25 protein-coding genes are annotated in these 25,144 nt (G+C 72.0%); 11 read left to right on the top strand and 14 right to left on the bottom strand.

What is annotated here, in order from left to right:
• Window positions 1-41: 41 nt before the first annotated feature.
• The 10 genes from rpsG to rpoB form a co-directional block, all read right to left on the bottom strand.
• Window positions 42-512, bottom strand: a complete 471-nt coding sequence (rpsG, locus tag B5P21_RS03175; RefSeq protein WP_012039311.1) for a 30S ribosomal protein S7 — start codon at window positions 510-512, stop codon at window positions 42-44.
• Window positions 512-886 (bottom strand): 30S ribosomal protein S12, encoded by a 375-nt coding sequence (rpsL, locus tag B5P21_RS03170; RefSeq protein WP_012039312.1) that lies wholly within the window; start codon window positions 884-886, stop codon window positions 512-514. Before rpsL ends, rpsG begins: the two co-directional genes overlap by 1 nt.
• A gap of 264 nt (window positions 887-1,150) precedes the next feature.
• Window positions 1,151-1,576, bottom strand: a complete 426-nt coding sequence (locus B5P21_RS03165) for a DUF6121 family protein (protein ID WP_246865239.1) — start codon at window positions 1,574-1,576, stop codon at window positions 1,151-1,153.
• Window positions 1,577-1,595: 19 nt separating this feature from the next.
• A complete protein-coding gene (locus B5P21_RS03160; RefSeq protein WP_094170757.1) occupies window positions 1,596-2,594 on the bottom strand; it encodes a hypothetical protein in 999 nt (332 codons plus the stop codon).
• A 73-nt stretch (window positions 2,595-2,667) separates the two neighbouring features.
• Window positions 2,668-3,507, bottom strand: coding sequence for an amino acid ABC transporter ATP-binding protein (locus tag B5P21_RS03155; protein WP_045529634.1), 840 nt, complete (start codon window positions 3,505-3,507; stop codon window positions 2,668-2,670).
• Window positions 3,494-4,159, bottom strand: a complete 666-nt coding sequence (locus B5P21_RS03150) for an amino acid ABC transporter permease (protein WP_012297746.1) — start codon at window positions 4,157-4,159, stop codon at window positions 3,494-3,496. Before B5P21_RS03150 ends, B5P21_RS03155 begins: the two co-directional genes overlap by 14 nt.
• 44 nt (window positions 4,160-4,203) lie before the next feature.
• A complete protein-coding gene (locus tag B5P21_RS03145) occupies window positions 4,204-5,052 on the bottom strand; it encodes an amino acid ABC transporter substrate-binding protein (protein WP_045529637.1) in 849 nt (282 codons plus the stop codon).
• Between the two features lie 194 nt (window positions 5,053-5,246).
• Window positions 5,247-5,726, bottom strand: coding sequence for a hypothetical protein (locus B5P21_RS03140; RefSeq protein ID WP_246865313.1), 480 nt, complete (start codon window positions 5,724-5,726; stop codon window positions 5,247-5,249).
• Window positions 5,727-5,968: 242 nt separating this feature from the next.
• Window positions 5,969-9,868, bottom strand: a complete 3,900-nt coding sequence (locus tag B5P21_RS03135; protein WP_094170755.1) for a DNA-directed RNA polymerase subunit beta' — start codon at window positions 9,866-9,868, stop codon at window positions 5,969-5,971.
• 48 nt (window positions 9,869-9,916) lie between these two features.
• Complete coding sequence (rpoB, locus tag B5P21_RS03130; RefSeq protein ID WP_015491202.1) at window positions 9,917-13,405, bottom strand: DNA-directed RNA polymerase subunit beta; 3,489 nt, start codon at window positions 13,403-13,405, stop codon at window positions 9,917-9,919.
• A 305-nt stretch (window positions 13,406-13,710) separates the two neighbouring features.
• On the opposite strand from rpoB, the gene B5P21_RS03125 reads away from it, so the two are divergent.
• Genes B5P21_RS03125 through B5P21_RS03100 form a run of 6 tightly spaced genes read left to right on the top strand, consistent with a single transcriptional unit; the run spans window position 13,711 to window position 18,288 of the window.
• On the top strand, window positions 13,711-14,379 hold the full coding sequence (locus B5P21_RS03125; RefSeq protein ID WP_094170754.1) for an MBL fold metallo-hydrolase: 669 nt from the start codon (window positions 13,711-13,713) through the stop codon (window positions 14,377-14,379).
• Between the two features lie 53 nt (window positions 14,380-14,432).
• On the top strand, window positions 14,433-15,290 hold the full coding sequence (locus tag B5P21_RS03120) for a spermidine synthase (RefSeq protein ID WP_045529646.1): 858 nt from the start codon (window positions 14,433-14,435) through the stop codon (window positions 15,288-15,290).
• 46 nt (window positions 15,291-15,336) lie between these two features.
• Entirely contained in the window at window positions 15,337-16,521 is a 1,185-nt protein-coding gene (locus B5P21_RS03115) for a PQQ-dependent sugar dehydrogenase (RefSeq protein ID WP_045529648.1), read from the top strand.
• A 10-nt stretch (window positions 16,522-16,531) separates the two neighbouring features.
• On the top strand, window positions 16,532-17,062 hold the full coding sequence (locus B5P21_RS03110; protein WP_043561078.1) for a hypothetical protein: 531 nt from the start codon (window positions 16,532-16,534) through the stop codon (window positions 17,060-17,062).
• 36 nt (window positions 17,063-17,098) lie between these two features.
• Complete coding sequence (locus B5P21_RS03105; RefSeq protein WP_094170753.1) at window positions 17,099-17,608, top strand: SprT-like domain-containing protein; 510 nt, start codon at window positions 17,099-17,101, stop codon at window positions 17,606-17,608.
• Window positions 17,605-18,288: a CGNR zinc finger domain-containing protein gene (locus tag B5P21_RS03100; protein ID WP_045529654.1), complete on the top strand. Its 684-nt coding sequence runs from the start codon at window positions 17,605-17,607 to the stop codon at window positions 18,286-18,288. The genes B5P21_RS03105 and B5P21_RS03100 overlap by 4 nt, the downstream gene beginning before the upstream one ends.
• A 28-nt stretch (window positions 18,289-18,316) precedes the next feature.
• Here the strand turns inward: B5P21_RS03100 and B5P21_RS03095 are convergent, their stop codons facing one another.
• From B5P21_RS03095 to B5P21_RS03085, 3 genes are all read right to left on the bottom strand, one after another.
• Entirely contained in the window at window positions 18,317-18,619 is a 303-nt protein-coding gene (locus B5P21_RS03095; RefSeq protein WP_045529655.1) for a DUF427 domain-containing protein, read from the bottom strand.
• A gap of 134 nt (window positions 18,620-18,753) precedes the next feature.
• Window positions 18,754-19,344: a 2-phosphosulfolactate phosphatase gene (locus tag B5P21_RS03090; RefSeq protein ID WP_045529657.1), complete on the bottom strand. Its 591-nt coding sequence runs from the start codon at window positions 19,342-19,344 to the stop codon at window positions 18,754-18,756.
• The gene (locus B5P21_RS03085; RefSeq protein WP_045529659.1) at window positions 19,328-19,828 is read right to left on the bottom strand and encodes an EVE domain-containing protein; all 501 of its coding nucleotides are present in this window, start codon (window positions 19,826-19,828) and stop codon (window positions 19,328-19,330) included. The genes B5P21_RS03090 and B5P21_RS03085 overlap by 17 nt, the downstream gene beginning before the upstream one ends.
• Window positions 19,829-19,897: 69 nt before the next feature.
• On the opposite strand from B5P21_RS03085, the gene B5P21_RS03080 reads away from it, so the two are divergent.
• From B5P21_RS03080 to B5P21_RS03065, 4 genes are all read left to right on the top strand, one after another.
• Complete coding sequence (locus tag B5P21_RS03080) at window positions 19,898-20,458, top strand: hypothetical protein (protein WP_045529661.1); 561 nt, start codon at window positions 19,898-19,900, stop codon at window positions 20,456-20,458.
• Between the two features lie 53 nt (window positions 20,459-20,511).
• Entirely contained in the window at window positions 20,512-21,159 is a 648-nt protein-coding gene (locus tag B5P21_RS03075; RefSeq protein WP_045529663.1) for a DUF1684 domain-containing protein, read from the top strand.
• A gap of 236 nt (window positions 21,160-21,395) precedes the next feature.
• Window positions 21,396-22,937: a DEAD/DEAH box helicase gene (locus B5P21_RS03070; RefSeq protein WP_165770601.1), complete on the top strand. Its 1,542-nt coding sequence runs from the start codon at window positions 21,396-21,398 to the stop codon at window positions 22,935-22,937.
• A gap of 179 nt (window positions 22,938-23,116) precedes the next feature.
• Window positions 23,117-23,740, top strand: coding sequence for a TetR/AcrR family transcriptional regulator (locus tag B5P21_RS03065; RefSeq protein WP_045529667.1), 624 nt, complete (start codon window positions 23,117-23,119; stop codon window positions 23,738-23,740).
• A 50-nt stretch (window positions 23,741-23,790) separates the two neighbouring features.
• Here B5P21_RS03065 and B5P21_RS03060 read toward each other — a convergent pair whose 3' ends face one another.
• Window positions 23,791-24,345: an NUDIX hydrolase family protein gene (locus B5P21_RS03060; protein WP_012039335.1), complete on the bottom strand. Its 555-nt coding sequence runs from the start codon at window positions 24,343-24,345 to the stop codon at window positions 23,791-23,793.
• A gap of 114 nt (window positions 24,346-24,459) precedes the next feature.
• Between B5P21_RS03060 and B5P21_RS03055 the strand changes: the two genes are divergently transcribed.
• Entirely contained in the window at window positions 24,460-25,101 is a 642-nt protein-coding gene (locus B5P21_RS03055; RefSeq protein ID WP_045529669.1) for an alpha/beta hydrolase, read from the top strand.
• Window positions 25,102-25,144 lie beyond the last annotated feature (43 nt).

Raw genomic sequence — 25,144 nt, 5'->3', positions numbered from 1 at the left:
CTCCGAAAGGGGTTGGTGGTGCTGTCGAACGAGGTGGTCGGCTACCAGCGGTAGTGCGCGAAGGCCTTGTTCGACTCGGCCATCTTGTGGGTGTCCTCGCGGCGCTTGACCGCGGCACCGAGGCCGTTGGATGCGTCGAGGATCTCGTTGGTGAGACGCTCGGTCATGGTCTTCTCGCGACGCGACTTGGCGTACGTCGTGAGCCAGCGGAGCGCGAGGGTGTTCGCGCGGTGCGGCTTGACCTCGATGGGCACCTGGTAGGTGGAGCCACCCACGCGGCGCGAGCGGACCTCGAGGGCCGGGCGGACGTTGTCGAGCGCCTTCTTCAGCGTGACGACGGCGTCCTGGCCGTTCTTCGCGGCGACGCCGGCGAGGGCGTCGTACACGATCTTCTCGGCGAGGCCCTTCTTGCCGTCGAGCAGGATCTTGTTGACGAGCTGGCTGACGATCGGCGCACCGTAGACGGGATCCGCGACGACAGGGCGCTTGGGGGCGGGACCCTTGCGAGGCATTACTTCTTCTCCATCTTCGCGCCGTACCGGCTGCGAGCCTGCTTGCGGTTCTTCACGGCCTGGGTGTCGAGCGCGCCGCGGACGATCTTGTAGCGCACGCCGGGGAGGTCCTTCACGCGACCGCCGCGGACGAGCACCATGGAGTGCTCCTGGAGGTTGTGGCCCTCACCGGGAATGTAGGCCGTCACCTCCTGGCCGTTGCTGAGCTTGACGCGGGCGACCTTGCGCAGGGCCGAGTTCGGCTTCTTGGGCGTGGTCGTGTAGACGCGGGTGCAGACGCCGCGCTGCTGGGGGTTCGCCTTCAGGGCGGGCGCCTTGGTCTTGACGACCTTGGGCGTGCGGCCCTTGCGGACCAGCTGCTGGATGGTGGGCACTACGGGACTCCTCGATGCTGCACGGTGACAGCGGGTTGATGGTCAGCATTCGACGCCCGCGAGCGGGGATCGAGTTCAACTGGACCCGCGCGTCCGCCGACCACGGCAGTGGGAGGCGCCGGCGGGTATGCCGTGGGGGCCGACCGAATGGACGAACCCTGGTCGGTGCGCTCCTGTGCGGCTCGGCGCACCGACTTCACGGCACGACGCGAGCGCACGCCTGAGCGCACACCTCGGCCACGATACAGTTCCGCGACTCGCCGGTCAAACGGTGAACGAGGGGCCGCGAGCCGCCAGCGCGACGGCGCCGAGCCCCAGCAGCGCCGAGATGCCGAGCACGGCGACCCCGAACGGATCCACGAGGTGCCGGAGGGCGAACGCGAGGCTCGCGAACACGTCCGCGCCGGCCAGCAGGTAGAGGACGGCGCCGAGGATCCCGTACGCGAGCCAGGCGGCGGCGCCCCAACCGAGGACCGGCAGGACGGGGATCCGCCGCTCCCGGTCGGCCTCGCGCGTGGTGCGGATGAGGCCGACGGCGAAGACCAGCGTGGCGCTCACGACCATGACGGGTCCGAGGAGCACGCCCGCGTCGCGCTCGGGGATCACGTCGTCACCGCCCAGCAGCGCGACGAAGCCGAAGACGCACACGACGAGCGCGACGTGCATGACGGCGGCCAGGAGGGGGATCACTCGCCCAGCCTGACACGCGTCAGCGGTGGTCCGGCTGCTCCGCCAGCTTCCGGTCGTACTCGGCGCGGGCCTCGACGTTCTTGGCCTTGATCCGGCGGCCGCGCGCGCTGATGCCGGCGCCGAGCCATGTGACGAGCTCGCGGGCGAGGAAGCCCGCGAGGATCCCGTCGGGGAAGGTCACGGTGCGCTGGAGCAGGAGGGCCTGCTCCGACGGGGCCAGGTCCATGACGCCGCCCTGGAGGAGACGCGTGCCGACGTACGCGGCGTAGACGAGGATCGCGACGGGCAGGCCGCCGAGGACGAACGCCCACCAGCCGCCCCGGTTGACCAGGAGCGCGAGCAGCACGAACAGCACGAGGAACGCGATGGTCGGCACGTAGAAGACGGGCGACGCGATGTAGCGACCGAAGACCTCGCCGAACGCGTCCGTGTTCCGCACCGAGGCGAGCAGGGCCGTGCCGAGCGAGTAGAGCAGGGCGAAGAGGATGGCGGCGATGACCGCGATGAGCACGCCGAAGCCGCGGTTGCCGCGCTTCTCCGGCGGGACGGGCGCCTGCACGTAGATAGGCTGGGACTGCGACTGGCGCGCGGTCTCCTCCTCGCGGGCACGGCGGTCGCGCTCGTCGCGCTCGCGGGCGTCGGCCTCGCGGGCCTCGCGCTCGCGACGCTCCCGGTCCTCGACGTCGCGCTGACGGACCTCCGCCTCACGGGCCTCGGACTCGCGCGCCTCCGCCTCGCGGGCCTCGTGCTCGCGGGCCTCGTGCTCGCGGTCATCGCGCGCCCGGGCCTCGGCCACGCGGGCCTCGGACTCGCGCCGCTCGCGCTCGCGCGCGTCGTGGTCCTCGTCGACCGGGGCGGCGAACGACGTCTGGTCGAAGGTCGAGGTGTCGGAATCGGCGCCGCGGTCGGCGGGGCCGTCGTCGAAGGCGGCGGCGGCGCGCTCGTCCGGGGTACGGGGATCCAGCGGCTGGTCGGCCTCGTCGGGCTGTCGGTGCGGGGCGGGCCTGTCGTCGGTCATGGCACGAACCTACCTCGGTGGCGCCCCGCGGCCCGGGCGGCGTGCCGGGGATGGCCGAGATGGTCGCGAGCGGCTAGAAGGGCTCGAGGAGCCGCTGCAGGAACCGGCGCGTGCGCTCCTCCGTCGGGTGCTGCAGCACCTGCGACGGATGCCCGCGCTCGACGACCACACCGCCGTCCATGAAGACGACCTCGTCGGCCACCTGCCGGGCGAACGCGAGCTCGTGCGTGACGATGACCATGGTCCACGCCTCGTCGGCGAGCTCCTTGATGACGGTGAGCACCTCGCCCACGAGCTCCGGGTCGAGGGCCGACGTCGGCTCGTCGAAGAGCAGGATCTGCGGCCGGAGCGCCAGCGCGCGCACGATGCCCACGCGCTGCTGCTGCCCGCCGGACAGCTGGAACGGGTGCTGGTCGCGCTTGTCGGCGAGGCCGACGCGGGCGAGCAGCTCCTCGGCCTCCCGGATCGCCTCGGCGACGGGTCGTCGCTGCACCTGCACCGGGCCCTCGATGACGTTCTCGAGCACGGTCTTGTGCGGGAAGAGGTTGTACTGCTGGAAGACCATCGCCGACCGGTCGCGCAGGGCGAGCAGCTCGCGGTGGCGCGGCTTCGCGGCGAAGTCGACGCGGAGCGGGCCGTTCGTGCGGGATCGGGAGTCGGCGTCGGCAGCGGCGACCTCGACGACGCCCTCCTCGGGCACCTCGAGCCCGTTGAGGGAGCGGAGGACCGTGGTCTTGCCGGATCCGCTCGGGCCGATGAGCGCGGTCACGCCGCCGCGGCGGACCTCGAGGTCGATCGCGCGGAGGACCTCGTTGTCGCCGAACGACTTGCGGAGGCCACGGACGGTGAGGACGGGCTCGCCGGGCGTCCGGTGCGATGCGGGCGCGGGATCGACGGGATCAGTGGGCGACATACCGGTCGAGCCTCCTCTCGAGGCGGGTCTGCGCGAAGGAGAGCACGAGGCAGACGAGCCAGTAGATCAGGGCCGCCTCGAGGTACAGCAGCATGTACTCGAAGGTCGACGACGCGATGAGCTGCGCCTGCTTGAAGAGCTCGGTCACGAGGATCACCGAGGCGAGGGAGGTGTCCTTCACGAGGCTGATGAACGTGTTGGACAGCGGCGGCACGGACACGCGCGCGGCCTGCGGCACGATGATGCGGCGCAGCGTCAGGGCGCGCGACATGCCGATGGTGTGGCCGGCCTCCCACTGCCCGCGCGGCACGGAGAGGATCGAGGCGCGGATGATCTCCGCCGCGTACCCGCCGACGTTCAGCGAGAGGGCGATGACGGCGCTCGGCCAGGGCGGCAGCACGACGCCGATGGACGGCAGGCCGTAGAAGATCACGAACAGCTGCACCAGGAGCGGGGTGCCGCGCACGACGGAGATGTAGAAGCGCGCGATGCCCGACACCAGCCGGTTGCCGTAGAGGCGCATGAGCGCGAGGCCCAGGGCGATGGCGAGGCCCAGCGCGAACGTGACGAGGGCGAGCGGGATGGTGCCGCGGATCGTCTCGAGCGCGAGCGGCCCGAAGGACGACCAGAACAGGTCCCACTCCCTCGACATGCGATCCCCTCGTCTCGTCCTCGTCCGTCAGCGTACGCGGGGGTCTACTGCGAGACGTCCGCGCCGAAGTACTTGTCGGAGATCGACGCGAGCGTGCCGTCGGCGCGGAGGTCGGCGAGGGCCTGGTCGACCGCGGTCACGAGGTCGTCGCTGCCCTTGCGGAAGACGAGCGCGCTGAGCGACGGGTCGTCGGTCTCCGCGGCCACCTCCAGGTCGGAGTCGCCCTGCTGCTTCTGGTAGTCGAGGAGCGTGAGGCGGTCGTTGATCGTCGCGTCGACGCGGCCCTGCTGGAGGAGCGTCACCGCCTGGGCGAAGCCCTCGACGGCCTCGACCTTGGCGCCGCTCTGGGTGGCGAGCTCGTTCCAGTTGCTCGTGAGCGACTGCGCGGTGGTCTTGCCGGCGAGGTCGGCGAAGGAGCTGATGCCCGAGTCGGAGCCCTTGACGATGATCACGCCGGGCGAGACCGTGTACGGCTCGGAGAAGTCGTAGACCGTCTTGCGCTCGTCCGTGATGGAGATCTGGTTGGCGATGACGTCCCAGCGTCCCGCCTCGAGGCCCGCGAAGATGCCGTCGAACTGGGTCTCCTCGAAGACCGGCTTCACGCCGAGCTTGTCCGCGACCGCGGTCGCGACCTCGACGTCGTAGCCCGTGAGCGCGCCCGAGCCGGATCCCTCGTGGAAGGAGAAGGGCGAGTACGTGCCCTCGGTGCCGATGACGAGCTCGCCCTTGGCCTTGACGTCGGAGAGGCTCGTAGCCGCGGCGGGGGTGCCGGACGCGCCGGGCGCGGATCCGCTGCCCGCGTCGCCCGAGGCGCAGCCCGCGAGGCCGAGGGCGGCCACGGCCAGGAGGCCGGTGAGGGCGAGGGAGGGACGGAGGCGGGAGCGGAGCGTCATGGGGGTCCTTGCGGTCACGGCGGATCTCGGGAGCGGGATCGCCTCATGCGGGTGCTGTGTGCGCGGTGCTGCGGCGCCTGGTGCCCGGAACCCGTCCGGGCGCGCCGACCGCCATGGTCTCAACGCCCTCGTCGTGTCGCTATTCCCATGTCGCCGGATGACGGACCCGCCGCGTCGGCACGCCCGAGCCACGGCTAGAAGAGCGGCTCGGGACCCGTGCCGTCCCCGTCGTCGGGCACCGGCCCGATCTCGCCCTCGAGCTCCTGGAGCCGCAGGTTCACGAAGCGGTCCAGGGCCTGGCGGATCACGGGCGCGAGCGGGGCGAGCTCCCGCGCCATCGCGTGGTCCGCTGTCTGCTGGATCTCCTCCTCGCGCTCCCCGTAGTCCACGAACGCGGGCATGCCGAAGGGGTGGTCGCGGTACACCGGTCCGCGGGTGTCGCGGTAGAGGCGCTCGCGGGCATCGCGGGCGGCCTCGGCGCGGGCCACCTCGAGCGCGGCGACGAGCGGGTGGATCGCCGTGTGGGGCGCGTCCCGCGGGATCGCCTCCTGGTCCGTGAAGACCGAGGCGTCGCAGGCGGGGCAGGACCCGGATCCGCTGCCCGACGCGGTCGGCGTCCAGGTGGCGTAGCGGAGCGCGTGCGCGCGCCACGCCAGGACGACGTCCTCCAGCATGCGCACGACGCCTCCTCGGGTCCCGGCGTCGGCCGCCGCCGGATCCGCCCACTGTATCGCCGCGACGGCGCCCGGCCGGGAGCCCGCGGGTGCGGGACGGGGGCGCGCGACACGCGCCCCCGGGGACGAGACGCCCCCCCGGGGACGAGACGCCCCCTCGGGGACGAGACGCCCCCTCGGGGACGAGGAAGGGCCCCGCCGGAGCGGGGCCCTTCTCATCGTGCGCTCACGCGCCGGCGGTCCTAGTTGTAGGTGCCGGGCGTGTAGTCGTCCGAGCTGAAGCTGTCGAAGTCGACGAAGCTCAGGTCGGACTCGTTGAACACCGACTCATCCGTGAAGATGCGGTTCGGGTAGCGCTCGGCCTTGGCCTCCTCCGTCGCGGTGACGGTGACGTCGCGGTACTTCGCGAGCCCCGTCCCGGCCGGGATCAGCTTGCCGATAATGACGTTCTCCTTGAGACCCATCAGCGGGTCGGACTTGCCCTCCATGGCGGCCTGCGTGAGCACGCGGGTCGTCTCCTGGAAGGACGCGGCCGACAGCCACGACTCGGTCGCGAGCGAGGCCTTGGTTATTCCCATGACCTCCTGGCGGGCGGAGGCGGTCTTCTTGCCCTCCGTCAGCGTGGCGCGGTTGACCTCGTTGTAGCGGGCCCGGTCGACCAGCTCACCGGGGAGGAGGTCCGTGTCGCCGTGCTCGACGACCGTGACCTTGCGCAGCATCTGCCGCACGATGACCTCGATGTGCTTGTCGTGGATCGGGACGCCCTGCGAGCGGTAGACGCCCTGGACACCGCCCACGAGGTGCTTCTGCACCTCGCGCACGCCCTTGACCCGGAGGACCTCCTTCGGGTCGATGGCGCCGACGTGCAGCTGCTGCCCGAGCTCGACGTGCTGGCCGTCCTCGACGAGGAGGGTCGCGCGCTTGAGCACCGGGTAGATGTGCGGCTCGTCGCCGTTGTCCGGGGTCAGGATCACCTTGCGGCTGCGATCCGTGTCCTCGATCGTGATGCGACCGGCGGCCTCCGCGATGGGCGACGCACCCTTGGGGGTGCGGGCCTCGAAGAGCTCCTGCACGCGGGGCAGACCCTGCGTGATGTCGTCCGCCGATGCCACACCACCGGTGTGGAAGGTGCGCATCGTGAGCTGCGTGCCGGGCTCGCCGATCGACTGGGCCGCGATGATGCCGACGGCCTCGCCGATGTCGACGAGCTTGCCCGTGGCGAGCGAGCGGCCGTAGCAGGCCGCGCACACGCCGACGGCGGACTCGCACGTGAGGACCGAGCGCACCTTGATCTCGTGCACGCCGACCGCGATCAGGTGGTCGATCATGACGTCGCCGACGTCGCTGCCCGCGGGGGCGACGACCTCGCCGGCCTCGTTGACCGCGTCGGCGGCCAGCGAGCGGGCGTACACCGAGTTCTCCACGTTGGAGTCGCGGACGGACGAGCCGTCAGCGCCCTTCGTGGCGATCGGCAGGTCGAGCCCACGGCCGGTGCCGCAGTCGTCCTCGCGGATGATGACGTCCTGCGACACGTCCACCAGACGACGGGTGAGGTACCCGGAGTCGGCGGTGCGCAGCGCGGTGTCGGCCAGTCCCTTGCGGGCGCCGTGGGTGGCGATGAAGTACTCCGCCACCGTGAGGCCCTCGCGGTACGAGTGGACGATCGGGCGGGGGATGATCTCGCCCTTCGGGTTCGACACGAGGCCGCGCATGCCGGCGATCTGGCGGACCTGCATCCAGTTGCCTCGTGCCCCGGAGGACACCATGCGGTTGATGTTGTTGTCGGCGGGGAGGTTGTCCTCCATCGCCTTCGCGACCTCGGCGGTGGCCTTGTTCCAGATCTCGATGAGCTCCTGACGACGCTCGGCGTTCGTCGTGAGGCCCTTCTCGAACTGGCCCTGGACCTTGGCGGCCTGCTTCTCGTAGCCCGACAGGATGGCCGCCTTGGTGGGCGGGGTCAGCACGTCGGAGAGGGCGACCGTGACGCCGGAGCGCGTGGCCCAGTAGAAGCCCGCGTCCTTGATCCGGTCGAGCGCTGCCGCGACCTCCACCTTCGGGTACCGCTCGGCGAGGTCGTTGACGATCTCGGAGAGCTTGCCCTTGTCGGCGACGGCCTCGATGTAGGGGTAGTCGACCGGCAGGGTCTCGTTGAACAGCGCGCGACCGAGGGTGGTCTCAAGCAGCACGGGACCGACCGTCTTGCCCTTCTCGTCGAGCTCGACGCCCTCGGGCGCCTCGCCCTCGCCGAAGTAGATGTCGTGCAGGCGGATGCGCACCTTGGCGTTGAGGTCCAGAGAGAGCTGGTCCTTCGCCAGGATGGCCTCGGCCACCGAGCTGAACGCGCGACCCTCACCGGCGACGCCCTCCTTGAGGGTGGTCAGGTGGTGCAGGCCGATGATCATGTCCTGCGTGGGCAGGGTGACCGGGCGTCCGTCCGACGGCTTGAGGATGTTGTTCGAGGCGAGCATCAGGATGCGCGCCTCGGCCTGGGCCTCGACCGACAGGGGCAGGTGGACGGCCATCTGGTCGCCGTCGAAGTCCGCGTTGAACGCGGCGCAGACGAGCGGGTGCAGCTGGATGGCCTTGCCCTCCACGAGCTGGGGCTCGAACGCCTGGATGCCCAGACGGTGGAGCGTGGGCGCGCGGTTGAGCAGCACGGGGCGCTCGCGGATGATCTCCTCGAGCACGTCCCAGACCTGTCCGCGGCTGCGCTCGACCATGCGCTTGGCGGCCTTGATGTTCTGGGCGTGGCTCAGGTCGATCAGGCGCTTGATGACGAACGGCTTGAACAGCTCGAGCGCCATCTGCTTGGGCAGACCGCACTGGTGCAGCTTGAGCTGCGGCCCGACGATGATGACCGAGCGGCCCGAGTAGTCCACGCGCTTGCCGAGCAGGTTCTGGCGGAACCGGCCCTGCTTGCCCTTCAGCATGTCGCTGAGGGACTTGAGCGCGCGGTTGCCGGTGCCCGTGACGGGACGACCGCGGCGGCCGTTGTCGAACAGCGCGTCGACGGCCTCCTGCAGCATGCGCTTCTCGTTGTTGACGATGATCTCGGGGGCGCCGAGATCCAGCAGACGACGGAGGCGGTTGTTGCGGTTGATGACCCGGCGGTACAGGTCGTTCAGGTCGCTGGTCGCGAAGCGGCCTCCGTCGAGCTGCACCATCGGGCGCAGCTCCGGCGGGATGACCGGGACGACCTGCAGCACCATCGCGGCCGGCGAGTTGCCGGTGGCGAGGAAGGAGCTGACGACGCGCAGGCGCTTGATGGCGCGGATCTTCTTCTGGCCCTTGCCGGTGGCGATCTGCTCGCGGAGCAGCTCCCCCTCGGCCTCGAGGTCGAAGGCCTCCAGGCGCTTCTGGATCGCCTCGGCGCCCATGTGGGCCTCGAAGTAGATGCCGAAGCGGTCCTGCAGCTCGTGGAAGACGGCGTCCTCGGGCTTCAGCTCGCCGACCTTGAGGCTGCGGAACTCCTCCCAGACGCGCTCGAGACGCGAGATGTCCTCGTCGAACGCCTTGCGCGTCTGACCCATCTCCTTCTCGGCGCCGTCCTTCGCGCGGCGCTTCTGGTCGCTCTTGGCGCCCTCGGCCTCCAGCGCGGCCAGGTCGGTCTCGAGACGCCCGAGGCGCTCGGCGATCTGGCTGTCGCGCTGGTCCTGCAGGGTCTTGATCTCGAGCCGGAGCTCGTTCTCGAGGCCCGGCATGTCCTCGTGGCGAGCGTCCTCGTCCACGCTGATCACCATGTACGCGGCGAAGTAGATGACCTTCTCGAGGTCCTTGGGCGCCATGTCGAGCAGGTAGCCGAGGCGCGACGGCACGCCCTTGAAGTACCAGATGTGCGTGACGGGCGCGGCGAGCTCGATGTGGCCCATGCGCTCGCGGCGGACCGCGGACTTGGTGACCTCCACGCCGCAGCGCTCGCAGACGATGCCCTTGAAGCGCACCCGCTTGTACTTGCCGCAGGAGCACTCCCAGTCGCGGCTGGGTCCGAAGATCTGCTCTCCGAAGAGGCCGTCCTTCTCGGGCTTCAGCGTGCGGTAGTTGATGGTCTCGGGCTTCTTGACCTCACCGTGCGACCAGCGGCGGATGTCGTCGGCCGTGGCCAGGCCGATCCGCAGCTCATCGAAAGTTGTTACGTCGAGCAATTTTCCTTCTCTCCTTGGAAAGCTTCGAGTCGAAAGTCTTGAGCGGGCTTAGATGTCGTCGATGCTGGACGACTCGAAGCGGGTGGAGATGTTGATGCCGAGCTCCTCCGCCGCGCGGAAGACCTCGTCATCCGTGTCGCGCAGGCTGACCGCCTGGCCGTCGGCCGAGAGGACCTCGACGTTCAGGCAGAGGGACTGCATCTCCTTGATCAGGACCTTGAAGGACTCGGGGATACCCGGTTCCTGGATGTTCTCGCCCTTGACGATGGCCTCGTACACCTTCACGCGGCCGAGGATGTCGTCCGACTTGATGGTGAGGAGCTCCTGCAGCGCGTACGCTGCGCCGTAGGCCTCGAGCGCCCAGACCTCCATCTCGCCGAACCGCTGGCCGCCGAACTGGGCCTTACCGCCCAGGGGCTGCTGCGTGATCATCGAGTAGGGACCCGTCGAGCGCGCGTGGATCTTGTCGTCCACCAGGTGGTGCAGCTTCAGGATGTACATGTAGCCGACCGAGACGGGCTCGGGGAACGGCTCGCCGGAGCGGCCGTCGAACAGGCGCGTCTTGCCGCTGGACCCGATGAGGCGGTCGCCGTCGCGGGTGACCGTCGTCGAGTCGAGCAGGCCGGCGATCTCCTCCTCGAGCGCTCCGTCGAACACCGGGGTGGCGACCTTCGTGCCGGCCGGGGCCTGGCGCGCGTGGTCCGGCAGGCGCTCGGCCCACTTCGGCTTGCCCTCGACCTCCCAGCCCTGCTTGGCGATCCACCCGAGGTGGGTCTCCAGGACCTGGCCGAAGTTCATGCGGCCGGGGATGCCGAGCGGGTTGAGGATGACGTCGACCGGGGTCCCGTCGGCGAGGAACGGCATGTCCTCGACCGGCAGGATCTTGGAGATGACGCCCTTGTTGCCGTGACGGCCGGCGAGCTTGTCGCCCTCGGTGATCTTGCGCTTCTGCGCGATGAACACCACGACGCGCTGGTTGACGCCCGAGCCGAGCTCGTCGTCGCCGTCCTGCGAGTCGAAGACCTTGACGCCGATGATCGTGCCCTGCTCGCCGTGGGGCACCTTCAGGGACGTGTCGCGGACCTCGCGGCTCTTCTCGTTGAAGATCGCGCGCAGCAGGCGCTCCTCGGCGCTGAGCTCGGTCTCGCCCTTCGGCGTGACCTTGCCCACGAGGATGTCGCCGGGGCGGACCTCGGCGCCGATGCGGATGATGCCGCGCTCGTCGAGGTCGGCGAGCAGCTCCGGGCTGACGTTGGGGAGGTCGCGGGTGATCTCCTCCTTGCCGAGCTTGGTGTCGCGCGCGTCGACCTCGTACTCCTCGATGTGGATGGAGGAGAGGGTGTCGTCCTTGACCAGGTTCTGGCTCAGGATGATCGCGTCCTCGAAGTTGTGGCCCTCCCACGGCATGAACGCGACGAGCAGGTTCTTGCCGAGCGCGAGCTCGCCGTTCTCCGTGGCGGGGCCGTCGGCGATGACCTCGCCGGCCTCGATGCGGTCGCCGGCCGAGACCAGGACGCGGTGGTTGTAGCTCGTGCCCTGGTTGGAGCGGTCGAACTTGCGCAGGTAGTAGGTCTGCGTGCCGCCCTCGTCGAGCTGGATGGTGACGACCTCGGCCGACACCTCCTGCACGACGCCCGAGGCGTCGGCGGTGAGGACGTCACCGGCATCGATCGCCGCGTAGCCCTCCATGCCGGTGCCGACGAGCGGGCTCTCGCTGCGCAGCAGCGGGACGGCCTGACGCTGCATGTTCGCGCCCATGAGGGCCCGGTTCGCGTCGTCGTGCTCGAGGAACGGGATGAGCGAGGTCGCGACCGACACCATCTGGCGCGGGGAGACGTCCATGTAGTGGACGTTCTCCTTCGCGACGAGCTCCACCTCACCGCCCTTGGGGCGGACGAGGACGCGGTCCTCCGCGAAGCGGAAGTCCTTCGTGAGGGGCGCGTTGGCCTGGGCGACGAGGAACTCGTCCTCCTCGCTGGCCGTGAGGTAGTCGATCGTGTCCGTGACCACGCCGTCGACGACGCGACGGTACGGGGTCTCGATGAAGCCGAACGAGTTGATGCGGGCGAACGACGCCAGCGAGCCGATCAGGCCGATGTTCGGGCCCTCAGGGGTCTCGATGGGGCACATGCGGCCGTAGTGCGACGGGTGGACGTCGCGGACCTCGACGCCGGCGCGCTCACGGGACAGACCACCCGGGCCGAGCGCCGAGAGGCGGCGCTTGTGGGTGAGACCCGCGAGCGGGTTGTTCTGGTCCATGAACTGCGACAGCTGGCTCGTGCCGAAGAACTCCTTGATCGCGGCGACGACGGGGCGCACGTTGATCAGGGTCTGCGGCGTGATGGCCTCGATGTCCTGCGTGGTCATGCGCTCGCGGACGACGCGCTCCATGCGGGAGAGTCCGGTGCGGACCTGGTTCTGGATGAGCTCGCCGACCGCGCGGATGCGGCGGTTGCCGAAGTGGTCGATGTCGTCCACGTCGAGGCGCAGCTCGACGGGCTTGCCGTCGCGCGTGCCGTTCATCTTCGTCTCGTTCGCGTGCAGCGAGACGAGGTACTTGATGGTCGCGAGGATGTCCTCGACCGTCAGCACCGAGTCGGTGAGCTGCTTGTCGATGCCGAGCTTGCGGTTGATCTTGTAGCGACCCACCTTCGCCAGGTCGTAGCGCTTCGGGTTGAAGTAGAAGTTGTCCAGCAGCGCGCGGGCGGCCTCGGCGGCGACCTGCTCGCCCGGACGGAGCTTGCGGTAGATGTCCTTGAGGGCTTCCTCCTTAGTGAGGATGGAGTCCTTCTCGAGCGTGAGCTCGATGGACGCGACGCCCTTGAACTCCTCGAGGATCTGCTCGCTGGTGAGGCCGAGGGCCTTCAGGAACACGGTGACCGACTGCTTGCGCTTGCGGTCGATGCGCACGCCGACCTGGTCGCGCTTGTCGATCTCGAACTCGAGCCAGGCGCCGCGGGACGGGATGACGCGGGCGGAGTAGATGTCCTTGTCGGAGGTCTTCTCCTGCTGGCGCTCGAAGTACACGCCGGGCGAGCGGACGAGCTGGGACACGACGACACGCTCGGTGCCGTTGATGATGAACGTGCCCTTCTCCGTCATGAGGGGGAAGTCGCCCATGAAGACCGTCTGGGTCTTGATCTCACCCGTGAGGTGGTTCATGAACTCGGCCTCGACGTAGAGGGGAGCGGAGTAGGTCTTGCCGCGCTCCTTGCACTCGTCGATGGAGTACTTCTGCTCCTCGAGGTACGGGTTGGTGAACCCGAGCTGCATGGTCTCGCCCAGGTCCTCGATGGGGGATATCTCCTCGAAGATCTCCTCGAGGCCGGAGTTGAGCGCCAGGTCGGTGCGACCCTGCGCGGTGCCCTCCTCGACGCGCTTCTTCCACGCGTCCGAGCCGACAAGCCAGTCGAAGCTCTCGGTCTGCAGGGCGAGGAGGTCGGGGACGGTGAGGGTGTCAGTGATCTTCGCGAACGAGAGCCGCGATGCGTCGCGACCGTTCTGGGGAGTGGGAGTTGCGTTGCGCGCAGCAGCCAAGGAAATTACCTCCGTGGGCCCCGTCGGGCTCCGATGTCGTCGATACGCCGAGACCGACCCGGGACGTGACCCGTGCCGATCCTGATGGAGTTGCTCGCCACACCTCGCGGGATGGGCTCGGGATGGACCCGAGCGCACACGATGACCGACCGCAATATGAAGGCAAAAGGGAGTGGGAGCGCAAAGGATCACCATACGGGTCGCGACGCGCCATGTCCAGCGGAATCTTGCATCCTCGGCGTGTCTCGGTGTATAACGCCCGGCTGCCCTGCCGCGCGACCGCTCCGCCCGCGTAGCGTCGGGGCATGAGCGCATCCTGGCACGTGTCCCCCGGCGGCCCCTCGCACGTGCACACGGCGGGCGACGTCGAGATCCGGAAGGCCTCCGTCGGGCCCATGGACAACGACGCGTACCTCCTCACCGACCTCGACTCCGGCGAGCGCCTCCTCGTCGACGCGGCGGCCGACGTCGACCGGCTGCTGGCCCTCGTGGCGGAGCCGGATCCCGTGGGCCGCCTCGCCGTCGTCGTCACCACCCACGGCCACGCCGACCACCACGTCGCCCTCGCGGCCGTGCTCGACGCGACCGACGCGACGTCCGCCGTGGGCGACCCCGACGCCGCCGACCTGCCCGTCGACGCCGACCGTTGGCTCGCGCACGGCGACCGGGTCGCCTTCGGGGGCGTGACGCTCGAGGTCGTCGCCCTCCGCGGGCACACGCCCGGCAGCGTCGCGCTCGTGCTGCAGCCGGGCGACGGGAGCACGCACCTCCTCACGGGCGACTCGCTCTTCCCCGGCGGCGTCGGGAACACGCAGGGCGACGCCGACCGCTTCCGGCAGCTGATCGACGACGTGGAGGAGCGGATCTTCGCGCGCTTCCCCGACGACGCCCACGTGCACCCCGGCCACGGCGACTCGACGACGCTCGGCGCGGAGCGCGGATCCCTCGCCGCGTGGCGCTCGCGCGGCTGGTGACGGGACGCCCGGCGGCCGGGCCCCGGCGCCGGGCGGACGCCTAGGCTGAGGAGATGCCCGAGCACCCGTCGACCGTCCTGTCCCTGAGCGGGCACCGGGCCGTCATCGAGCCCGATCGCTTCGTGCCGGGCGCGTACCAGCTCGTGGTCGACGGCACGCCCCAGTCGCACGTCAACATGGACGACCCGGGCGAGCTGTTCTTCGAGTACGTGCAGCGCATGGGCCACGTCATCGACCTCGTCGGAGACCCGGGCCAGCCCGTCACCGCGCTGCACCTGGGCGCCGGCGCGCTCACCATCCCGCGGTACGTCGAGGCGACCCGGCCCGGGTCCCGCCAGCAGGTCATCGAGCTCGAGCAGGACCTCGTGGACCTGGTGCGCGAGCACCTCCCCTGGTCGCGCAAGGCCTCCATCCGGCTGAGGTACGGCGACGCGCGCGAGGTCATGGGGCGGCTGCCGCAGGGGCTCCGCGGATCCGTCGACCTCGTCGTGGTGGACGTCTTCAGCGGCGCCCGCACGCCCGCCCACATCACGAGCCGCGACTTCTACGCGGAGGCCGCCGCGTTCCTCGCGCCCGGCGGGATCATGACGGTCAACGTCGCCGACGGCCACGGGCTCCGCTTCGCCCGCGGCCAGGCCGCGACGATCCAGGACGTGCTGCCGCACGTGGCCGCGCTCGCCGAGACGCAGGTGCTGAAGGGGCGGCGCTTCGGGAACGTCGTGTTCGCCGCGTCCGCGACGCCCCTGCCGCTCGACTTCGTGCCGCGCCTGCTCGCCGGCGGCCCGCATCCCGCGAAGGTCGTCGAGGGCCGCGAGCTCGCCGACTTCATCGCGGGCGCCTCCGTCGTCACCGACGCGACCGCCGTCCCGTCCCCCTCCCCCGCCCGCAGCATCTTCCAGACGAAGCCCTGACCGGCCTCCCCCGGGCATCGAGGCCCGCCGAACCACCGGAGTCACCATGAATCGCCGCTCCCGCACCCGCCCGGCGCGCGTCGCCGCGCTCGGGTTCGCCGCCCTCGTCGCGCTGACGGGCTGCACGAACGACGACGGCTCGCCCGTGGACGTGCGCGCGACCGAGCCGCCCGCGCCCTCCCCCACCAGCACGGACGCCGACCCGGTCGGCGTCGCGCCGTCGGGCACGCCCACCGCCGTCGCGTCCGACCTCGTCTCGCCGTGGTCCGTCGCGGAGCTGCCCTCGGGAGCCCTGCTCGTGAGCGAGCGCGACACGTCGCGCATCGTGGAGGTGCTCGGCGACGGCACCACGCGGGTCGCGGGCACGATCGCGGGCGTGGGGCCGCAGGGCGAGGGCGGGCTGCTCGGGATCGCGGTGCGCGAGGCCGAGGGCGGCACCCAGCTCTACGCCTACTTCACGAGCTCCACCGACAACCGCATCGTGCGCATGGACGTGACGGGCGAGCCGGGATCGGTCGGGCTCGGGGCGGGCGAGGACGTCGTGACGGGGATTCCCCGCGACACGACCCACAACGGCGGCCGCATGGCGTTCGGCCCCGACGGCATGCTCTACGCCACCACGGGCGACGCGAACCTCCGCGACGCCGCGCAGGACCCGATCTCGCTCGCGGGCAAGATCCTCCGGCTCACGCCCGACGGGCAGGGGCCCGCGGACAACCCGACGCCGGGATCCCCCGTCTACTCGATGGGCCATCGCAACCCGCAGGGGATCGCGTGGGACGCCGCGGGGAACCTCTGGGCGGCGGAGTTCGGCCAGGACACCTGGGACGAGCTGAACCTCATCGAGCCCGGCGGGAACTACGGCTGGCCGGTCGTGGAGGGCGCCACGGACGCCGCCGCCGACGACGCGTACATCGACCCCGTCCGCCAGTGGGCCACGGACGACGCGAGCCCGAGCGGCATCGCGATCTCCGGCGACACGATCTTCATGGCGGGCCTCGGCGGCCAGCGCCTCTGGGTGATCCGGCCCAGCGCGGTGGTCACCGACCCCATCCCCGACGACCGCGTGACCGAGTTCTACACGCGCGAGTTCGGGCGGATCCGCGACGTGCAGGCCGCGCCCGACGGCTCGCTGCGCATGCTCACCGGCAACACCGACGGCCGCGGGACCCCGCGCGCGGGCGACGACAAGCTGCTCCGGGTCGAGCTCATGCCGATCCAGGCGGGATAATCTCTACCTCGTGACAGGCACCGCGATCATCATCGGCTACGACAGGGACACCCTCCGGGAGAAGGTGGACCTGCGGGCGGCCGGCGAGCGCCTGGACGAGCTCGAGGCCCTCCGCAGCCTCTCCGCCATCACCGAGAAGGTCGCGCTGCTGCGCATGCTCGGCCGGCTCGACGAGGCGTGGGACATGGCGAACGCGGCCGTCCGCCAGGCGCGCTTCACGGGCGACCGGGAGACGCTGCTCGCGTGCCGCATCCGCCGCGCGCAGGTGCAGCAGTACCAGGGCAAGCTCGACATCGCGCTGCAGGACCTCGGCGGCTGCGTCGACGAGGCCCGCGCGCACGAGTGGTACGCGCTGGAGGCGTTCGCGCTGCAGCACCGCGGCAAGGTGCACTTCGACCGGGGCGACTACCGCCTCGCGCTCAGCGACTTCGAGGACGCGTACACGCTCCGCACGCGCGAGGGCCTCCCGAGCGACCAGCTGGAGAGCTCGGCGCTCGCGATCGACGTCGCCAAGGAGCGCATCGCCGCCCAGCCCGCGTGATGGGCCCGCTCGCCTCCCGGCCGACGGCGGCCGGACGTGGCTGACCTCGCCCGCGTGCGCGTGTGGGCCGAGGCCCTCATCGCGCTCCACCTCGACCCCTCGTGGACGTTCGCGTTCGACCACGCCCGCACGCGCGCGGGCGCCTGCCACTACGGCGAGAAGCGGATCACGGTCTCGCGGCACCTCGCGGGGCGGTTCGAGGACGACGAGATCCACCAGGTGCTGCTGCACGAGGTCGCGCACGCGCTCGCCGGATCCCGCGCGGGGCACGGGCCGAAGTGGAAGGCGACGGCCGCCGAGCTCGGCTACGAGGGCTCACGGCTGCACTCGGGCCAGGTCGCCGAGGACCTGGCGCCGTGGATGGGCGCGTGCCCGGCCGGCCACGCGCACTTCCGCTACCGGAAGCCGACCCGGCCGCTCGCCTGCGGGCTGTGCTCGAAGCGGTTCGACACGGCGCACCTCATCGCGTGGACGAAGCGCGAGGTGCCGTCGGGCGCGGCCGCCTCGCGGGCATCGGGCGCCGATCGGCGCGAGGGCGCCGCGTGAGCCGCGCGCCGGGATCCGACCGGCCCACCGGCCAGTGGATCACCGACCCGGACGGCCTCCGCTGGTTCCTCGACACGGGCGCCGTGAGCCTCGACCTCGCCTACACCGGCGCGCTCGGGGATCCGGAACCGCGCGAGACGCTGCCCGACGCGGCGGCCCTCGGCGCGTGGCTGAGCGCGCACCTCGCGCCCGTCTCGGAGCCCGGCGAGCGCGACCTCGCGGACGCCCGCACGCTCCGGCAGGCCATCGGCGACATCGCGGCCGCCATCGCGGACGGCGGGGAGCCGGCGCCGCGCGACGTCGACGTGCTCAACCTCTACGCGGCCACGCCCGACCTTCCGCCGGCGCTCGGCGGCGGATCCCGCCAGGCCGGCCGCGCGCTCGCCCGGCCCGCGCAGGCGCTCGCGTCGGCGGCGCGCGACGCGGTGGCGGTGTTCGGGGCGGGATCCGAGCGGATCCACCGATGCTCGGCCGACGACTGCACCGTCCTCTACCTCGACACCACCCGGTCGGGCACCCGGCGCTGGTGCTCGATGCGGCGCTGCGGCAACCGCGCGAAGGTGCGCGCCCATCGCGCCCGGCAGCTGCGGGAGCGGCGGACGGGGATCCCGGCGCGCGTGGCGCCCGTGCGTCCCGCCTCGGCGCCCGCTCCCGGGGACGACGACGGCCCGGGAGCCTGAGCCCCCGGGCCGTGCACGCGGATCCGCGTCACTCGCTGACGCGGACCTCCTTCCAGAACGCGACGTAGCCGCTGTAGTCCTTGCCGACACGGTCGAACGACGACGGGATGGGCGTCGGGTACGACCAGGCGCGGTCCTGCAGCACGGTGTCGCCGTCCTTGACGGAGTAGTACTGCGTGTCGCCCTTCCACGGGCAGTGGTACGGCGTGCTGGTCTCCGCGAGGAGCGACATGTCGACGCTCGCGGGCGGGAAGTACCAGTTGCCCTCGATCTCGATGAGCTCGTCCTTCGGGGCCTCGGCGACGGTGACGCCGTTGATGAGTGCCTTCATGTGATGACCTTCCGGTTCCGTGGCGTCGTGACGGTGCGGCGCCTGATGCCCAGGGGAACACGCGCTCCTGGGCGCCCATTCCGGGCGGACGGCGAGCGGATGCCGGGCTGATGGCGCGCTGTCGCCGCGCGGGCTCACGCGTCGCGGTGGAGGCGGTGCACGACCACGTCGACCGGACCCGCGGCGAGCGCCGCGGCGACCAGCCCGTCGTGCCCGGCGGCGTCGAGCCGGCGCGCGGAGACGCTCGCGGTCACGAGGTGCCCGACGGCCGGCCGGAGCTGCTGGTACGCGGCGCACGCGACGGCGGCCTCGGGCGACGTCGCGTCGATCCCGAGGGCGGCGAGCGCGTCGACCACGGCGCCGGCGGCGAGCTGGTCCTCGGCGCAGGCGCGCCAGGATCCGTCGGCCTCCACGGTACCCGCGGCGACGACGGCCACGAACGCGCGGCGGCCGAGCGCGGTCTGGAGGGCGAGGATCCAGTCGGCGACGGCGGCCGCGTCCGCGAGGCCGGCGCTCACCACGGCGGGCCGGGCGGGCATGGTCGCGAGGACCTCGTCGCGGCGGGCCGCGGTGGGCGGCGGGACGGAGGGCAGGGCGTCGACCCAGACGATGACGTCGGCTCCGGCGGCGATGCGGCGGGCGCCGGCCACGCCGCCGTCGAGCCGGACCTGGTAGCGGGCCTGCGTCGACGGGTCGGGGTGCGCGGCGTCAGCGGTGGAGGTCACGATCCGATGCTACGGGCGTCCACGGGCCGGACCCTCCGCGGATGACGCGCCGCGACGGCTCGGGCGCCCCGCGGCGCATGGCCTGGCGGATCACCTCGAAGTCGTCGCGCGTGATCTCGAGGAGCCCCGGCGCGAGCTTCCTGCCCCACTCGAGGGAGTCGCGCGTGAAGTCGAGCACGGGGACGAGCGGGCGGATGGGCGCGTCGACCGCGCCGAGGTCCCACTCCATGCGCCGGCGCCACGGCCGCCACTCGCCCACCCGGCCCTGGTAGGGCGCGGCGTCGGCGACGCGGCCGATCGCGGTGAACGAGCGGAGGAGCTGCCCGTCGGGGTACGACTCGCGCGGCGAGTAGTAGACGAAGCCGTCGGCCTCGCCGAGCCGCTCGACGGGCTCGCGGGCGCCGCGGTTGACCTGCGCGATGCCGAGGTCCAGGCCGTCGAGCACGCGGTCGCGCGAGACGACGCCCACCCAGTACCTGATCATGTCCGTCCCATCCTGTCCCACGGCGGCCGGACGCCGGGCGCGCCCAGCCGCGCGGAGCACACTGGGGTCATGCGCGTGCTGCTGAAGACCATCCTCGACTGCGATCCCGACGCCGCCTGGCGCGCGCTCCACTCGCCCGCCGTGATGCGGGAGGTCGCGGGCCCGCTCGTCGACTTCGTGCCGCTCGAGGACGGCGGCTTCCCCACGAGCTGGGACGGCCGCGAGCACGTCGCCGCGATGCAGACCGGGCCGATCACCGCCGGCCGCCAGAGCATCCGCCTCCGCGACATGAAGCCGCGCGTCGACGGGGTGCGCATCGTGCGCGACGACGGCCACGGGCTCTCCGGGCTCATGTCGATCCCCACGAGCATGCGGCACAGCATGGCCGTCTCGGCGGATCCCGCGGGCCCCGACGCCGACGGTCGCGTCAAGACCCTCTTCCGCGACCAGCTCGAGTTCGAGGCCGGCCTCCTGGGCCCCGCGATGTGGCCGACCTTCTGGGCCTTCTGGCAGTGGCGCGCGTTCCGCCTGCGCCAGCTCGCGCCGACCTGGGCGTACGACTGGGAGCCGGCGGCCGGATCCGACGAGGACGACGCCCCGGCCGACGACGCGGGCCTGTCCGCCCGCTGACGGCCCACGCCGCCCTCCGGCGTCCAGCGCGACCCGACGCGTACGGTGGGCGCATGCCCTCCGCCGTCACCTCCCTCCACGTCGCCGACTGGCGCCGCCGCACCTTCGAGATGTACGCGGAGGTGCGCTGGGTCGCGCAGACGGATCCCGCCGCCGCCCACGCGCTCTGGCGCCGCACGCGCGACGACATGTTCCGCAGCCACCCGGCCACGCCGCTCCTGCCCGACCACCTCGACGGCTTCGACCGGCTGGACGTCACGGACTACGACCCGGCGTGGCGGTTCGAGCTGGAGATCCACGATGACCGTGGCGAGGAGCGCCACGAGGTGGAGACGGGCACCGACGGCGTCGTGCCGTTCGAGCTGCTCGGATCCGTGCACCTCCCCGCCGCCGACGGCCGCGACGCCGGCAGCCTCGACGTCTGGCGCCTCGCGAGCTACGGCGGCGGCCTGCACCTGCCCGTGAAGGACGCGTCGCACCGGCGCGAGGGCGGCACCTACGGGGGCGGCCGCTACCTGCTCGACACGGTGAAGGGATCCGACCTCGGCCAGGGCGAGCCCGGCTCGATCGTGGTGGACCTCAACTTCGCCTACAACCCGTCGTGCGCCTACGACCCGGCCTGGGCCTGCCCCCTCGCGCCGGCCGGCAACGTGCTCGGGTTCGAGGTCCCCGTGGGCGAGATGGGCTTCTCCCCGGCCTGACCTGCTACGGTGTCAGGACTTGCGAGCACATCACCGTGCTCCCTGCGTCGAGAGAACGCGTTCCCTCCTCACCCCGATCAGATCGCCGCACAGGCCGACGGGGCCGAGTGACATCTTTCTTACGGCGAACGGATGCGCCCATCGGCGCCTTCGCCATCCTCCGCTTCCGTGCGCCTCACGCACATCCCGAGAACGCACACCGGGGCGGACCCCTGCCTGGAAGGCAACTCCCCCGCATGACCACTGACACCTTCGGCGCGCTCGGCGTGCCCGCCCCCCTCGTCTCCGCCCTCACGGCGAACGGCATCACGACGCCGTTCCCCATCCAGGTGGACACGCTCCCCGACACCCTGAACGGCCGCGACGTGCTCGGCCGTGGCAAGACGGGCTCCGGCAAGACGTTGGCGTTCGCCATCCCGATGATCGCGCGCCTCGGCGGCGGCCTCGCCGGCGGCCGTCGTCGTCCGGGCCGCCCGCTGGGCCTCATCCTCGCGCCGACCCGCGAGCTCGCCACGCAGATCACCGCCGCCATGGCGCCGCTCGCGGAGGCCTACAACCTCACCACCACGACGATCTTCGGCGGCGTCTCGCAGCAGCGCCAGGTCGCGGCCCTCAAGGCCGGCGTCGACGTGGTCGTGGCCTGCCCCGGCCGCCTCGAGGACCTCATGAAGCAGGGCTTCGTGAACCTCGACGCCGTGGAGATCACCGTCCTCGACGAGGCCGACCACATGGCCGACCTGGGCTTCCTGCCCGTCGTCACGCGGATCCTCGACAAGACCCCGAACACCGGCCAGCGCATGCTCTTCTCCGCCACGCTCGACAACGGCGTGGACAAGCTCGTGCGCCGCTACCTGCACGACCAGGTGCTGCACTCCGTCGACGAGGCGAACTCGCCCGTCGCCGCCATGACGCACCACGTGTTCGAGACGACCGACGTCGAGGCCAAGCGCCTCCTCGTGCAGAAGCTCGCCTCGGGCTCCGGCCGCCGCATCCTCTTCATGCGCACCAAGCACCACGCCAAGAAGCTCGCGAAGCAGCTCACCGACGCGGGCATCCCGTCGGTGGACCTGCACGGCAACCTCTCGCAGGTCGCCCGCGACCGCAACCTGGCCGCGTTCTCCGCGGGCGACGTCAAGGTCCTCGTGGCCACCGACGTCGCGGCGCGCGGCGTGCACGTCGACGACATCGAGCTCGTGATCCACGTCGACCCGCCGGCCGAGCACAAGGCGTACCTGCACCGCTCGGGCCGCACGGCGCGCGCGGGCTCCGCGGGAGACGTCGTCACGATCATGCTGCCGGCGCAGCGCAAGGACGTGCAGCTCCTGATGCGCAAGGCCGACATCCACGTCACGCCGCAGCAGGTCACCGAGTCCTCCCCCGCCGTCGCCGAGCTGACGGGCGCCGTCGCGGCGTACGTGAAGCCCGCGCCGCGCGAGACGAAGTCGGTGCGCGAGTCCACCCAGCGCCAGTCGCAGGGCGGCCGCGCGAACGGCGGCGGACGCTCGCAGGGCGCCAACGCGCAGCGCAAGCGCGCGGCCCGCGACGGCGCGCCCGTCGGCGGCGGTCGCCGCGACGGCGCCTCGCCCGGTCGCCGCGACGGCGCATCGGGCGGTCAGCGCGGAGGCGCGCCCCGCAACTTCAGCACCTCGTCCGAGGGCTTCGGCGGCGGCACGTCCGTCGCCTCCGCCCGCCCCCGCCAGGAGCGCCCCGCGGCGTCCGGCGGCGCCGCGGCCGGCGGCCGCGAGCGCACGCACCGCCGCGTCTCCAGCGGCCGCTAGACCGCGCGGCGCGCACCGCGCGCTGGCATGACATCGAGGGCCCCCGTCCACGGACGGGGGCCCTCCGTCGTCCCCGGAGAGACACACGACGACGCGTCCGTGCCCCGAGTCCCCACAGCTGAGGCAGTGCCTGTTGATGGTCGCGCGGTCGCCCGGCGGCATCCGGTTACGGTGAGCCAATGACTCGCGCCGCCCTCGCCACCCGTGGCCCGTACCGCAAGGGCGTGGAGCGCAGGGAGCTCCTCATCCGCACCGCCATCGAGGTGTTCGCCGAGCAGGGCTACCGCAGCAGCTCGCTGCGGGAGATCGCGTCCCGGGCGGAGATCACGCCCGCCGGCCTGCTGCACCACTTCAGCGGCAAGGAGGAGCTGCTGCTCGCCGTGCTCGAGCGCCGCGAGGAGCGCCTCGCCGCCGCCATCGAGCTGCACCGCCCGCGCAGCGTCGCGGAGCACGCGGCCGTGGTCATCGCCGACGGGGAGCAGAGCGCGTGCCTCACGCGCGTCATCGCCGTCGTCTCGTCGGAGGCCTCGGCCGCCGGCCACCCGCTGCACGAGCTGTTCCGCGAGCGCCGCGCCCGCGAGCTCGAGCGCATCACGGCGGGCGTCGTCGTCGACCAGGCGCGCGGCCTCATCGACCCGCACCTCGACCCGGAGGCGGCGGCCGCCGTCGTGCTCTCGGCCATGGACGGCCTGCACGTGCAGCGCTGCTACGGCGTCGGCGCGGGCGCGAGCCAGGCCTTCGAGGACCTCCGCCGGCACTACCTCGAGCCGCCGCAGTTCGCGGAGCGGGCCTCCGCCGTCTGATCCGGGAGGCCGCGGTCCGTGCCCGCCGCATCCCTGCCGACGCGACGCTACTAGGGCAGCACGCCCACCGAGGCGAGGGCCGCGCGGAGCAGTGCGCCGCGACCGCCCTCCATGTCGGCGGAGACCGCGTCGGACGCGGCTTCCTCGGGCGTCATCCACGTGATCTCGAGCGCGTCCTGGCGCGGATCGCACGTGCCCGTCACCGGCACCACGTAGGCGAGCGACACGGCGTGCTGCCGGTCGTCGGTGTACGGGCTCGCGCCGGGGAACGGGAAGTACTCGGCGACCGAGAACGGCGTCGGGCTCGCGGGGAGCTGCGGGAACGCCATCGGCCCGAGGTCCTTCTCGAGGTGGCGGAAGAGCGCGTCGCGCAGGGTCTCGCCGTACATGACGCGGCCGGAGACGAGCATGCGCGTCATCTGCCCGGTGACCGTGGCGCGCAGCAGCACGCCGATGTCCTTGACCTGGCCCATGCCGTCGACCCGCACGGGCACGGCCTCCACGTAGAGGAGGGGCAGCCGCTGCCGGATCTGCGCCAGCTCCACGTCCGACAGCCAGCCGGAGTTCGGGTCGGGGATGTTCGGGTCCGGGGTGCGAACGGTCATGGTCCATTGTGACCCACGGCCGGAGCGCGGCGACCACCCGGCGCGCGGACCGGCTGCCGGGGGCGGGTGCGAGGATGGGCGCGCCCGCCGACCCGCTCCCCCGAAGAGGACACCGTGACCGCTCTCCCGCTGGATCCCGACGCCGTCCTCTGGTCGGCCTCGCCCGCCGAGCTCGGCGACCGGCCGCTGCTCGTGCTGCTGCACGGCTACGGATCCCACGAGGGCGACCTCTTCGGGCTGTCGCCGTACCTGCCGCTCGGGCCGGTGGTCGCGTCGCTGCGGGCGCCGATCGCGCTGCAGGGCGGATTCGCGTGGTTCCCGATCGTGCCCGGATCCACCGGCGACCCGGATCCCGACGCCGCCGACGCCGCCGCGCAGGGCGTGCTCGACTGGCTCGACGCGCTGCCCGTGCGGCCGCGCTCGGTGGGGCTCCTCGGGTTCAGCCAGGGCGGCGCGACCGCGCTCCAGCTGCTGCGGCTCGCGCCCGGACGGTTCTCGTACGCGGTGCAGCTCAGCGGGTTCTCGGTGCGCGGCGAGCACGCGGGCGATCCGGCGCTCCAGGCCTCCCCGACGCCGGTGTTCTGGGGCCGCGGCACGGCCGACCAGGTGATCCCGGATGCCGCCGTCGCGCGCACGGCCGCGTGGATCGGCGACCACACGGCCCTCACCGAGCGGATCTACGAGGACCTGCCGCACTCCGTCTCCGCCGCCGAGCTGCGCGACGTGTCGACGTTCATCCGGGAGCACGCGGGCTGACGCCCGCCCGGGCCAGCGGCGAGATCGTCCGGCGAGCGCCGGG

The organism is Clavibacter michiganensis subsp. insidiosus, from assembly GCF_002240565.1.
GTDB lineage: Bacteria > Actinomycetota > Actinomycetes > Actinomycetales > Microbacteriaceae > Clavibacter > Clavibacter insidiosus.
This window is presented reverse-complemented; position numbering and strand designations above follow the sequence as displayed.

Bases quoted from the DNA above. Each gene is read 5' to 3' on its own strand.
- B5P21_RS03150 (WP_012297746.1), bottom strand. From the start codon at position 4,159: ATGTCGAGGGAGTGGGACCTGTTCTGGTCGTCCTTCGGGCCGCTCGCG.
- B5P21_RS03140 (WP_246865313.1), bottom strand. From the start codon at position 5,726: ATGCTGGAGGACGTCGTCCTGGCGTGGCGCGCGCACGCGCTCCGCTAC.
- B5P21_RS03060 (WP_012039335.1), bottom strand. From the start codon at position 24,345: ATGACCGTTCGCACCCCGGACCCGAACATCCCCGACCCGAACTCCGGC.
- B5P21_RS03160 (WP_094170757.1), bottom strand. From the start codon at position 2,594: ATGACCGACGACAGGCCCGCCCCGCACCGACAGCCCGACGAGGCCGAC.
- B5P21_RS03085 (WP_045529659.1), bottom strand. From the start codon at position 19,828: ATGATCAGGTACTGGGTGGGCGTCGTCTCGCGCGACCGCGTGCTCGAC.
- B5P21_RS03155 (WP_045529634.1), bottom strand. From the start codon at position 3,507: ATGTCGCCCACTGATCCCGTCGATCCCGCGCCCGCATCGCACCGGACG.
- B5P21_RS03095 (WP_045529655.1), bottom strand. From the start codon at position 18,619: ATGAAGGCACTCATCAACGGCGTCACCGTCGCCGAGGCCCCGAAGGAC.
- B5P21_RS03115 (WP_045529648.1), top strand. From the start codon at position 15,337: ATGAATCGCCGCTCCCGCACCCGCCCGGCGCGCGTCGCCGCGCTCGGG.
- B5P21_RS03125 (WP_094170754.1), top strand. From the start codon at position 13,711: ATGAGCGCATCCTGGCACGTGTCCCCCGGCGGCCCCTCGCACGTGCAC.
- B5P21_RS03120 (WP_045529646.1), top strand. From the start codon at position 14,433: ATGCCCGAGCACCCGTCGACCGTCCTGTCCCTGAGCGGGCACCGGGCC.
- B5P21_RS03080 (WP_045529661.1), top strand. From the start codon at position 19,898: ATGCGCGTGCTGCTGAAGACCATCCTCGACTGCGATCCCGACGCCGCC.
- B5P21_RS03065 (WP_045529667.1), top strand. From the start codon at position 23,117: ATGACTCGCGCCGCCCTCGCCACCCGTGGCCCGTACCGCAAGGGCGTG.
- B5P21_RS03075 (WP_045529663.1), top strand. From the start codon at position 20,512: ATGCCCTCCGCCGTCACCTCCCTCCACGTCGCCGACTGGCGCCGCCGC.
- rpsG (WP_012039311.1), bottom strand. From the start codon at position 512: ATGCCTCGCAAGGGTCCCGCCCCCAAGCGCCCTGTCGTCGCGGATCCC.
- B5P21_RS03145 (WP_045529637.1), bottom strand. From the start codon at position 5,052: ATGACGCTCCGCTCCCGCCTCCGTCCCTCCCTCGCCCTCACCGGCCTC.
- B5P21_RS03070 (WP_165770601.1), top strand. From the start codon at position 21,396: ATGACCACTGACACCTTCGGCGCGCTCGGCGTGCCCGCCCCCCTCGTC.